The sequence below is a fragment of the Syntrophorhabdaceae bacterium genome, from assembly GCA_036504895.1.
Classification (GTDB): domain Bacteria; phylum Desulfobacterota; class Syntrophorhabdia; order Syntrophorhabdales; family Syntrophorhabdaceae; genus PNOM01.
In genome coordinates this window covers 1-11,454 of the sequence record DASXUJ010000086.1, presented here as the reverse complement: position 1 = coordinate 11,454, position 11,454 = coordinate 1, and the positions used below count along the sequence as shown (strand labels likewise).

The following is an 11,454-nucleotide window of genomic DNA, read 5'->3' as shown; positions in this document are numbered from 1 at the left end:
ATGTGGACTTCGAGGGAGTCGCGGAAAAGGCATCGGCCATTACCCCTGTTCCCGGCGGGGTAGGGCCCATGACCATCACCATGCTCATGCTCAATACCCTGAACGCGGCACAGCCTATATTATAAGCGAGGAGGAAGGATGAGAAAGGTTCGACCTTATGGACGGAAGGTTTTGGACTTTGACCGCCCGTGAGCGGGTTGTCCGCTGTCTCGCCCGTAGGGGTGAAGAGTTGCCTCCGAGGGGAGAGCTGTTTATCTCCGGCCAGTTTCTGGACAGGTGGTGTTCCCCTGCCGGGAGCAGCACTCCCGGAAGGCTCGGATATGCCGCCCAATTGCTCGGGCTCGACGTGATCGGGGCCGACCTCAATGGAGAGGAATCTTCCTCCTTACTCGCAGAAGGACAATACAGGACGCTTTCGGAATATTTTGTCGTAGGGTGTGTAAACGGGCCCGTCTCTCATTTAATAGAGAGCTTCGGTTTTTCCGGGGCCATGATACTGATGAAAAGAGACCGGGAGAGCTTTCTGGATCTCGCCCGGAAAAGGGCAGGGGAAATCGGGGCTACTTGTGCCCGGGCCGGGACAAATGGCATGAGCGCAATCGCCGTAACCGACGATATTGCGGGTAACGGGGGACTCCTCTTTTCCTTCGACGATTTTATGGCTGCGGTGCTGCCCGTGTACCGCGAAATCGCCGCGGCTATCCGGGCGCAGGGCCTCGATGCATTCTTCCATTGCGATGGCGCAATTGTGCAGATTATCGACAGCCTCATCGATGCGGGGTATGGGTGCATTCATCCCGTAGACGCCCAGGCAGGGATGAACCTGTTCCGGCTCAGAGAGGCGTACGGCGACCGTATCTCCTTTATGGGTCATATTGACGCGGTTGCGTGGGATGCCGAAAAGGTCGAAGAGGAGATTAGGCGTGCAGAAAGGACTATCCGGTCTGGAGGGCTTATCATCGGGACATCGGGAGGGATGCCGGCAGGAGCGATTACGCCGGGGCTTTCAGCCCTCTATCCTGTTCTGAAGGTCTCATCCAAAGATCAGCCGGAAAGAAAGGAAGAGAATGAGCTCTGAAATCTACACGATCAAGTTTCTTCCCTCAGGGAAAGAGATAAAGGACCGGGCGGGGAAGACGATATTCGAAGCCGCTCAGAGTGCGGGAGTCTATATAGAATCACCTTGCGGTGGAAACGGAAAGTGCGGCAAATGCAGGGTCATGGTGGCAGAAGGGACGGTGAGCCCCTGCACCGCGGAAGAGGCTGCCCTCATTCCCGAAAAGGAAAGGGGTAGCGGAGTGCGCCTCGCCTGCAGGATGAAACCGGAATCGAACACATCCATATTTATTCCGGACGAATACGTGCTGACCCGCGAAGTATCGAAGAAGACCTTCAGTGGTCAGGTGGAGACAGTGAGACCTGCAGTGGGGGCGTACACTCTCCAATTGCCCCGTAGCGAAGCAGGCAGGGAGTTGTCGGAACAGATGATCGCAGACCTTCTTCGGGAGCAGCATGGACTCGACGCGCCTGTGATCGATAAAACGTGCCTGGAGCGGCAAAAAGCATCGAAAAGCTCCCGCTCCACACGTACGGCATATGTGTGGATGGACAGGGAGGTGATCCGCCTTGATTCCGGGTCCGTTCACACGATGCTGGGTGCGGCGGTGGACATAGGCACTACCACGGTTGCCGTCTACCTCTGTGATCTCTATACGGGAGAAGTGGCGGCGGGAGGTTCCTTCGCAAACCCACAGATCGCCTTCGGCGCCGATGTGATCTCAAGGATCGCCTATTCGGTTCGAAACCCCGGCTCAGGCATCGAAAGGATGCGGGGGGAGCTTCTGTCTTCCATAAATGCCATGCTCGAAGAGCTTACTGCGAACATCGGGTCGGACCCTTCCAGGATCCTCGATATGACAGTGGTGGGAAACACAGTGATGCATCATATTTTTCTCGGGGTACGGCCCGATGAATTGGGGATTTCGCCTTTTCGGCCGTCCATTATGGATTCAAGGGACGTAAAGGCAAGGCAGCTCGGGCTTACGATCAATCCCGGATCTTATGTCCATGTGCTGCCGGTGGAGGCAGGTTTCGTGGGGGCGGACAATGTGGCGGTTATTCTTTCGGAAGAGCCCCACCTGAGGGATGAGCCGAGTCTCATCATCGACATCGGGACCAACGGGGAGATCGTCCTCGGCAACAGGGAACACCTTTATTCCTGTTCGTGCGCCACCGGACCGGCTCTGGAAGGGGCGGGCATTTCACAGGGCATGCGGGCGGTGAGAGGCGCCATCGAAGGAATCCGTATCGACAGGTCCACATTTGAGGTCGACTATAAAATAGTGGGGGAAGCAGGATGGGCGGGAGATCGTACGCCGGACTCCCTCCGCCCGACAGGGATATGCGGATCCGCCGTTATCGATGCCGTGGCCGAGTTTTATTCCTCGGGGGTAATTGATGCAAATGGTACGTTCAGAGAGGGGCTCTCCACGCCCAGGCTACGAAAGAATAGCGAGGGAATAGGAGAGTTCGTGCTGGTGTGGCGGAATGAAACGGGGATCGCGACTGACATTACCATCACCCAGCGAGACATACGGCAGTTCCAGCTTGCAAAAGGGGCCCTTCGTACCGGCTGCGAAATCCTCATGAAACATTACGGTATAGAATCGATCGAGCGGATTGTCATAGCCGGGGCCTTCGGAGTTCACATCGACAAATCGAGCGCCGTCACCACCGGACTTTTCCCGCCCTGTAACCTCGATTCGATTGAAATCGCGGGGAACGCCGCGGGCCGCGGGGCATACCTCGCCCTCATGGACCTGCAGAAACGAGAGGAAGCGGACTACATAGCCAGGAAGACCACCTACGTGGAGCTGGCTTCCGATCCCGATTTTACGCGCATCTTCATGAAGGCGCTTCACATACCGTATAAAGAATAATGCCCCGAAGAAAGGCTAAATATTCCATCCCCCTGACACGGGGATAAGGGCACCCGTGATGAATGCCGCGTCATCGGAGGCGAGAAATGCCGCTGTCCGAGCGATATCCTCCGGCTCTCCTATCCGCCCCACCAACGTCTCGGCAAGGATAGGTGCTTTATATTTGTCCGGCATGGCCATAATCGGCGGCGTGCGGATGAGGCCCGGAGCTATGGCGTTTACGGTTACTCCGTCCGGACCGCCTTCCCTGGCAGTCGTTTTGGTAAGGCCCACGATTCCGGCCTTGGCCGTGGCATAAGCCACCTCGCCCTTTGCCCCTAAGAGACCGTAGATGGAGCTTATGTTGATGATCCTGCCCCACTTCGCATTTCGCATGGCGGGCAGGAGCAGCTTCGTGAGAAAGAAGGGAACCACCACATGGATCGACATGACTGCGTTAAAATCCGCGATCTGGGTCTTGCCGGTAATCCCGGGAAAATCAAAGCCTGCGTTATTGATAAGAATATCGATATGATGTTCCGCCAGGACCTCCTCCATTAATCGCTGAAGGACGTCGAATTCCGTAAGCTCGATGACTCTCGCCGTAACCGGGATGCCTCTCCGCGAAAGCTGTTCCTCTACCGGGGAGAGGGTTTTTTCGTTTCTATCGAGGAGCACTACCCGGGCCCCCCTCTCGGCAAAGACTTCGGCACAGGCTCGGCCGATGCCCTGGCCGGCCCCGGTGATCAGCGCGGTACGACCCGATATGCTCATATGCACCTCCCTTTCGATTTTCACTCATTCTAGCCGAAAGAATATCACCGTGCAAGGAATTTTCCCTCAAAGGCGCTATCCCGGATAAAGACCCGATTCCGGAGATTTTGATGAAAGGAACCCCGTCTTGTGGTACTCTTTATGGACACGCAAAAGAGATTATTCTATTACCTATGGAGGAGAAATATTATGGCGTCACCGGTAAGCCTCAAGAAAGGGCAGTTTTCCCGTCCGTTCCTGGGTCGGTTTCTCGAGCACTATAGCTATATGGGTGCGGAAGAGTATGCGGCAGCGGCATGGCGCCTATGGGCGGAGAGGCCCGGTACGGTGGTGCTGAGGGGCACCTTCGGAGGCATGCTCGTGGGCTGGATCGTATATGACCCGTCCCGAAGCACCGTCCTCGAGATTGTTGCGAGGGAAGAGGAGGGGGCTGCCGATCTCGAAGCAAGCCTTCTCGATGCACTTATCGAACGGGAGAATCTGGTTGCCGCTCTGGTGCGGGAGGCAGACCGGGAAAAGTACCGGCGCATGATCGCCTATGGATTCCGGCCGGTAGGTACTATTCAAGACCACGGCTATTCCCTGGTAAAGATGGAGCTCAGCACCGCGGTGCTTCTTGAGAAGCTCAAAGGGGCTCAGCCCTGGAAGCCTTATAAGAAGAATGAGAAGGTAGCGATCGACAGGACGCCGGGAGGGGCGACCGATGATGAGATAGCCGCGGCCCTGGAGAGCCTCTTCCGCAAGTTGGGCGGCATCCGCAAATTTGTCAAACCCGGCCAACATGTGGTGATTAAGCCGAATCTCGTGAGCGATCACGGATTAAAGGACGGCAGCTACAAAGGCGGCATCGTCACCGATATCAGGGTAGTGAGGGCGCTCACCAAGCTTCTTCTCCCGATAGCCGGAAGAATAACGATTGCAGAAGGCTCGTCCATCAACCGGAGTGAGACGTCCAAAATGTTCGCTCTTTACGGGTACGACAGCCTCGTCCAACTGGACAAGAATAAGGTACAGCTCGTGGACCTCAACGGGGACGAGCTGATAGAAAAGGCTGTCCCGGGTCAAAAGCGCATGGCATCGCGGAAAATACCACTTACCTTGGAAAAGGCGGATGTAATCATCAGCGTCCCGGTACTCAAGATTCATTTCGCCGCGATCGCGTCCCTTGCCGTGAAGCATCTCCAGGGTGCGGTACCCCCCCTCGAAAAATATATGTCCCATTTCTTCGGGCTCTGGCAAAGCCTCATCAATATTCACCACGTGGTGAAGCCGAAGCTCACCATCATAGACGGGCTCACGGGACAGGAGGATTTTGGTCCTGTGTCCGGCGTGCCGAAGGCGATGAACCTGTTGATCGGGGGCACGAATCCAGTGGCTGTGGATGCGGTAGCAATGAGAATTATGGGGCTTGACCCCGCGACGTCACCCCCTGTGTGGATGGCTTATATGCAGGGGTTGGGACCGATCGAGGAAGAGAAGATCTCGGTACTCGGGCCGTCGGTCGTGGAGGTGGGAAGTCCCTTTGCCCAGCCCGCGATCGACCTCAGGGGAGGCAAAGATATACTCGTCCATGGGGAAAGCGCCTGCCCGGGCTGCAGGGGGTATCTCCATTTCGTGTTGAGTAAGCTGAACAAGGCCGATCCGATGGACCCGGACCGCCGGCTTATCGACCGGCCCTTCGAGCAAAAGGTGAATATCTACCTGGGTCATGAGACCGAGAAGGTAATAACGGGGAAGGAGAAAAACATTTTCATGGGATTGTGTCAGCAGCACCATAAAGATTTAGGTCCCCATCTTCCGGGTTGTCCGCCTCATGCGGAAGTGATTATGGACGGCATATTCTCCCTCTTTCCCGATGTGGAACGGCCTCAATACGCGGATAAGACGGAGGAGACTAGGTTAGGAGAGATGCTTTCGGAGATCCTCGACATGGGGAAGGTCTGATGCGCCTCATTGCGGACCTCCATGTGCATTCGAGATATTCCCGGGCCACGAGCCCGCAGATGTCGCCGGAGGGTCTGTGGAAATGGGCACAGCTCAAAGGAATAGGGGTAGTCGGGACAGGTGATTTTACTCACCCGGGTTGGTTCAAAGAATTATCCGAGAAACTCGTGTCCGCAGGAAACGGCCTTTTCAGCCTCAAGAAGGAGCCCGGAAGGGAGGGAATACCCGACTCATGCAAGGGGGAAGTCTCCTTTCTTCTCTCGGCGGAGATAAGCTGCATCTACCGCAAGAATGAGAAAACGCGCAAAGTGCACTGTGTGATCCTTGCGCCCGATCTGCCCGCGGCAGCGCGAATAGGTCTTGCTCTCTCCAAGGTCGGCAACATCGGCTCGGATGGAAGACCCATTCTCGGGCTCGACGCGAAAGAGCTGCTAAAGATCACCCTCGAAACGACCCCTGACGCGATGTTTATCCCTGCCCATATCTGGACTCCCCATTTTTCAGTATTAGGGGCTGCATCGGGGTTTGATTCATTGGAAGAATGCTTCGAAGAGCTGACGCCTTTCATCGGGGCTGTGGAGACGGGCCTCTCTTCCGATCCTCCCATGAACTGGCGGCTTTCCGCGCTGGATGGAATCACCCTCGTATCGAACTCCGATGCCCATTCTCCCTCCCGAATGGGCAGGGAGGCCAATATACTCGACGTGGAGCCCTCCTATGCGGGGATTACGGAAGGCATTAGAACGGGAAAGGGTTTTCTCGGCACCATCGAATTCTTCCCTGAGGAGGGGAAATATCATTACGACGGCCACAGGGCATGCAAGGTAAGTCTCATGCCCGAGGAGACTATGGCCCATCACTACCTCTGCCCGGTATGCGGCAAGAAGTTGACTGTGGGCGTCATGCACAGGGCTGAAAAGCTGGCCGACAGAAAAAAAGGGGTCATCCCCCCCGGAAGGCCGGCCTACTCTTCCGTAATCCCCTTGCCCGAAATTCTGGCGGAAGCCATGAAAGTGGGAGCGGGAAGCAAAGCGGTGGCGGGTGAGTACCTGAAACTCCTGTACAGGCTTGGGAATGAATTCAATATTCTTCTTGACGTGCCCCTCGATGAGATCGAAAAGGCAAGCGGAGCCCCCCTCGTGAGGGAGGCTGTCGCGCGGATGCGGTCCGGGAGCGTCAATATCTCTCCCGGATATGACGGGGAGTACGGGAAAGTCAAGATATTCGAAGAATTCGAGCGGAAAGAGATAAAGGGGCAGATGCCGCTCCTTTGAAGGGGCCTTCCGGAAGTCCGGCCCGGTCACATCCGGAGAGACGGCGCCTTATGGATTATGGCGCTTATCCCGGCCGGCCCCGGCTTCTACTTCATCAGGACCCCCCGAAAACAGAATGACTGACATTTTTGAAGGATTAAACGAAGAACAACGAGAGGCTGTCGCAGCCATAGAGGGTCCTCTTCTTATCGTGGCAGGCCCGGGAACCGGCAAGACTATGACCCTTGTCCGCAGGATCTCTTATCTTGTGGAGAGGGGGGTCAACCCGTCGGAGATACTCGCGGTCACCTTCACGAACAGGGCGGCCAGGGAGATGCGGGAGAGGACGGACCTTCTCCTCGGGAAGACGGGACGGGAGGTGCGTATCGGTACCTTTCATCTTCTCGGCCTGCAGATCATGAGGGAAGCTTTTCACCATGAATTCCGCGTCTGCGGACCGAAAGAACAGTCGGACATCCTGGCCGGAATCGCCGGAGACCGCAAGGCCGGACAAAAGATAGGTGAAAAAATAGGCCGCGTCAAAGATCTCATGGAGAAGGCGGATGACGAGTTAAAACCCCTCTTCGATGCGTATCAGAGCAGGCTTTGCGAGAAAGGCCTTTACGATTTCGAAGATCTCATTAGAATCCCCATTGAAATATTGGATGCCAGGGTTTCGTGCGGCGGCTTCGGGACAGGCTTCCAATACATTATGGTCGATGAATATCAGGATATAAATCCCGCGCAATACAGGCTCATGCGCTCTATTTTGAACGGGCACGAGAATCTCTGTGCAGTAGGCGATTCGGATCAGGCAATCTATGGATTCAGGGGCGCCGACATGGAGAACTTTCTCCGCTTCGAGACCGATTTTCCCCGGGCTCGCAGAATCATACTCTCCCGGAATTACCGCTCCTCAAAGATTATCGTCTCGGCTTCCTCCGACCTTATCAGACACAACCGGAGGAGGATAGATAAAGAGCTGGGCGCGGTAAAAGAAGAGGGAACAGCAATCATATTACTCACTGTTCCTGATGAAAAAGCGGAGGCAAAGGCAATCGTAAGGGAAATAGAGCACAGGATGGGAGGCACGAGCCATTTTAGCATTGACCGCTCCCTTGGATCCGGCACAATATGGGGAGACGGGCACGGTTTCAGCGATTTTGCGGTAATTTACAGGATTAACACTCAGGCCGGGACCTTGGAGGAGGCATTTTTCGATTCAGGCATGCCATTTCAGGTGGTTCGTGGAGGCGGCCCGGCCGGAGCTGCAAGAATGACGGAAATTCTCCGGAAAAGAATGGAAGAAGGCATTAATTGTTCCGATCTCCCGGAACTTGTGAACTCTCTTTGTATCGAGGCGGAAGCATCCGAGAAGGACCGGGCGCTTCTTTTTCAAATTGTCTCCGCCTATAGTGATCTGCCTGCAGACCAGGCGCTGTTGCTGATCATGGACGAGCTTTCTCTTCTTTCCTCCGGGGATTCTTTTGATCCGAAGGCCGATGCAGTCAGCCTTATGACCCTACATTCCGCGAAAGGGCTCGAATTCAAAACCGTATTTATTGCGGGAGCAGAGGACGGCCTGACGCCTTCCCTGATGGCAAAAGGGGAATTTGAGAAGGAAGAGGAGCGGAGGCTATTCTACGTCGGCATGACAAGGGCGAAGGACGAGCTCATTTTCACCCGCGCCCAGTCACGGTTCATGTATGGTGAAAGACGCACGACTTGCCCCTCCCCCTTTCTTGGAGAAATTTCTCAACAATGGTTGGAGAGAAGAGATGTGCAAAAATCTGCGACAAGGGCAGGAAAAAAACAGATGAAATTATTTTAAATTGATTGGTTATAGGCAAAGTACGTTAAATAGCATAAACATAATTATGTAAGTTATGGATAGTACAATGTAATATATATTGTCAACCTATTAAAGCAGGCAGCTGACCCAGGCTGTGGTATAATGTTTTTGCCATGTGGCTTTATTGAGGAGGTGGATCACTTGAAGAAGCTTGTTGTGCTGTGTGTTGCGATAGCGATAGGCTTTGGGTTAGGCACAACCTGTTTTGCCGATGTCGATGGGTTGGGGGAGGCGACGGAGCACCGTGATATGGCAAGGGCCCCGGGAAAAAAAATCAAGACAACGGAACCGGTGAAGAGGTTTCTGGGCGACCTGGTGAGCCTTGACAACGAGGCGAAGACCATCGTCGCGAAAAACAGAAAAGGAGAATTTGTTTTCGATCTTTCCCGTACGAGGGTTGCCAGGAATATTAAGCTCGAGGAGCTGAAACCCGGAGACAGGATCGGAGTAGTCTACATAGAAAAAGAAGGCGTAAAAATCGCCAAGGTAGTGGGCAGACCGCCGGCCCGCGCAAAACGCTCAAAAGGGATCGAGGAAAAGGGAGGCCAGGGCACACCAGTTTCCCCTCAGGAGTCCACAAAATAAGCCTCTTATCCTTGGTTTGAGGTGCTTAGCGGAAGTGAGCCGGAAGAGCCCTATTCCCCCTTCCAATGAATCCTTGTAATTCACTTCTCTCAATGCAAAAGCCGCCTGTCTTTTCGTTGCGGCCGAATACCGTTCATGATAAGCTACTCCCAAAAACGGGACAGCCGGCGGGGCGACTCCGGTCCGGCGGCTGTCGGAGACTTTGCAGGAGGTCCGATGGAAGGCAGCGCTTACTTAAAAGATTGGGATAAAAAATATATATGGCATCCTTTTACGCAAATGCAGGAATATTTGGAGACGGACCCTTTGATAATAGAAAGGGGCGAAGGTTTCTACCTGATCGATTCGGAGGGCAAGCGATATATTGATGGCGTCTCTTCTCTGTGGGTGCTTGTCCACGGCCATGGGAAAAAAGAGCTGGTCGACGAGATACGGAGTCAATCGGAAAAGCTCTGCCATTCCACACTCCTCGGTCTTGCGAATACCCCGGCCGTGGTGCTTGCGAAGAAGCTCGCAGAGATTACTCCTGCCGGGCTTGAAAAGGTCTTCTACTCCGATAACGGCTCAACTTCCGTCGAAATTGCCCTCAAAATGGCCTATCAATACTGGCAGCAGAAGGGCGAAAAAAGCCGGAAGCGGTTTGTCTCATTTACCAACGGCTACCACGGCGATACTATAGGGGCCGTGAGCGTGGGCGGGATCGACCTGTTCCACAAGGTCTATCGGCCGCTCCTCTTCAAAACGTTCAAAGCGCCTTCCCCTTATTGCTACCGATGCCCGCTCAAGCTGAAGAAAGACAATTGCGGCATGGCATGCATCGCCGAATTCGAGAAGATAGTCTCCCTTCACAAGGATGAAATTTGCGGAGTCATAATCGAGCCCCTGGTACAGGGTGCGGGCGGGATGATCGTCCAGCCCGAAGGTTTTCTCTCAGCGATTAGGAAAATTACGAAACAACATGGGCTTTTCCTCATCGCTGACGAGGTGGCGACCGGTTTCGGAAGGACAGGTTTTCTCTTTGCCTGCGAAAAGGAGAGGGTGGAACCTGATTTTCTCTGCGTGGCGAAGGGTATTACGGGCGGATATCTGCCCCTTGCGGCAACAATGACGACTAATGAGGTGTTCGAAGGGTTCTTCGGGCGCTTTGAGGACTTCAGGACCTTCTTTCACGGACACACCTATACGGGCAACCCCCTGGCATGCAGCGTGGCGGTGAGGAACCTGGAGCTCTTCGAGAGCGATGAGATCATCAAAAATATGAAGCCAAAGATAGAGTTTTTAAAAGAGAGGCTTACCCGGTTTCAAGGCCTCGAACATGTGGGAGAGGTACGACAGGAGGGTTTCATGGTGGGGATCGAGCTGGTAAAAGACCGACGGACGGCAAAACCTTATGCGCCCCGGGAAAAGATAGGCCAGAAAGTGACCATGGAAGCGAGGGCAAGGGGTGTGGTGATAAGACCCCTGGGCGATGTGATCGTGCTCATGCCTCCCCCTGCCATGGACCAGGTCGTGCTGCAGGAACTTTTGGATGTCACCTATGAGAGTATTAAAGCTGCGACCTCATAGGGGCCGAGCTGAGTAAATTCGCAGGCGATCAGGAACATAATTGTCAATGATGTTAGTTGTTTAAATAGATTCCTTTATTTCCGGTATGAATGATGGGTGAAATAATGGTGGATATCCGTAGTCTCTTGTGCTAAGATGAATCCATGTTGGCGCTAATGCAAGACAGCAGGAATAAAGAGGCGGAAAGAAGCCTCCGAGTTCATTGTGTACGAAGAAGTGAAGCAGGATGGTCACCGATATCCACCGGCAGTGCTCTTAAAAGATCGCATCTCTCGACGGTTTCCGGTTACAACCTCGTATTAACTTCTAATGCCGAAGGCAGTAATGGGTTTTGGACCTGAAAGAAAATAGTTCGGGAAAGCCCTTGACATCGGCAAAAAAATAAGTATACTTAGTACTGCTTCAAGGTTGAGCATTAGCATTTGTTCTTTGAAAAGAAAATAGTAGGTCCTCGTTCAAGTAAGAATTTGAACAAGATACGTAACAAGGTTTGATCTGAGAGTTTGATCCTGGCTCAGAACGAACGCTGGCGGCGTGCCTAACACATGCAAGTCGAGCGCGA

The 11,454-nt window shown here is 54.0% G+C and carries 9 protein-coding genes and 1 rRNA gene; 9 read left to right on the top strand and 1 reads right to left on the bottom strand.

From position 1 onward, the window contains the following. Positions 1-2: 2 nt before the first annotated feature. From VGJ94_12135 to VGJ94_12125, 3 genes are read left to right on the top strand one after another with little or no spacing between them, the layout of a single operon-like run. The gene (locus VGJ94_12135; protein ID HEY3277361.1) at positions 3-125 is read left to right on the top strand and encodes a hypothetical protein; all 123 of its coding nucleotides are present in this window, start codon (positions 3-5) and stop codon (positions 123-125) included. A 32-nt stretch (positions 126-157) separates the two neighbouring features. After that, entirely contained in the window at positions 158-1,078 is a 921-nt protein-coding gene (locus VGJ94_12130) for a uroporphyrinogen decarboxylase family protein (GenBank protein HEY3277360.1), read from the top strand. Next, the gene (locus tag VGJ94_12125; protein HEY3277359.1) at positions 1,068-2,939 is read left to right on the top strand and encodes an ASKHA domain-containing protein; all 1,872 of its coding nucleotides are present in this window, start codon (positions 1,068-1,070) and stop codon (positions 2,937-2,939) included. The genes VGJ94_12130 and VGJ94_12125 overlap by 11 nt, the downstream gene beginning before the upstream one ends. A gap of 15 nt (positions 2,940-2,954) precedes the next feature. Here VGJ94_12125 and VGJ94_12120 read toward each other — a convergent pair whose 3' ends face one another. Next, positions 2,955-3,692, bottom strand: a complete 738-nt coding sequence (locus VGJ94_12120; protein HEY3277358.1) for an SDR family NAD(P)-dependent oxidoreductase — start codon at positions 3,690-3,692, stop codon at positions 2,955-2,957. 189 nt (positions 3,693-3,881) lie between these two features. Between VGJ94_12120 and VGJ94_12115 the strand changes: the two genes are divergently transcribed. The 6 genes from VGJ94_12115 to VGJ94_12090 all read left to right on the top strand — a co-directional run. Beyond that, on the top strand, positions 3,882-5,636 hold the full coding sequence (locus tag VGJ94_12115; protein HEY3277357.1) for a DUF362 domain-containing protein: 1,755 nt from the start codon (positions 3,882-3,884) through the stop codon (positions 5,634-5,636). Then, positions 5,636-6,910 carry an endonuclease Q family protein gene (locus VGJ94_12110; GenBank protein ID HEY3277356.1) on the top strand — a complete coding sequence of 425 codons (1,275 nt, stop codon included), beginning with the start codon at positions 5,636-5,638 and terminating at the stop codon, positions 6,908-6,910. Before VGJ94_12115 ends, VGJ94_12110 begins: the two co-directional genes overlap by 1 nt. A 115-nt stretch (positions 6,911-7,025) precedes the next feature. Further along, positions 7,026-8,720 (top strand): UvrD-helicase domain-containing protein, encoded by a 1,695-nt coding sequence (locus VGJ94_12105; protein ID HEY3277355.1) that lies wholly within the window; start codon positions 7,026-7,028, stop codon positions 8,718-8,720. A 162-nt stretch (positions 8,721-8,882) separates the two neighbouring features. Beyond that, entirely contained in the window at positions 8,883-9,326 is a 444-nt protein-coding gene (locus VGJ94_12100) for a hypothetical protein (protein HEY3277354.1), read from the top strand. A gap of 135 nt (positions 9,327-9,461) precedes the next feature. Continuing rightward, positions 9,462-10,892, top strand: coding sequence for an adenosylmethionine--8-amino-7-oxononanoate transaminase (gene bioA / locus VGJ94_12095; GenBank protein HEY3277353.1), 1,431 nt, complete (start codon positions 9,462-9,464; stop codon positions 10,890-10,892). Between the two features lie 491 nt (positions 10,893-11,383). Next, positions 11,384-11,454 (top strand): 16S ribosomal RNA (locus VGJ94_12090); the annotation flags it as partial.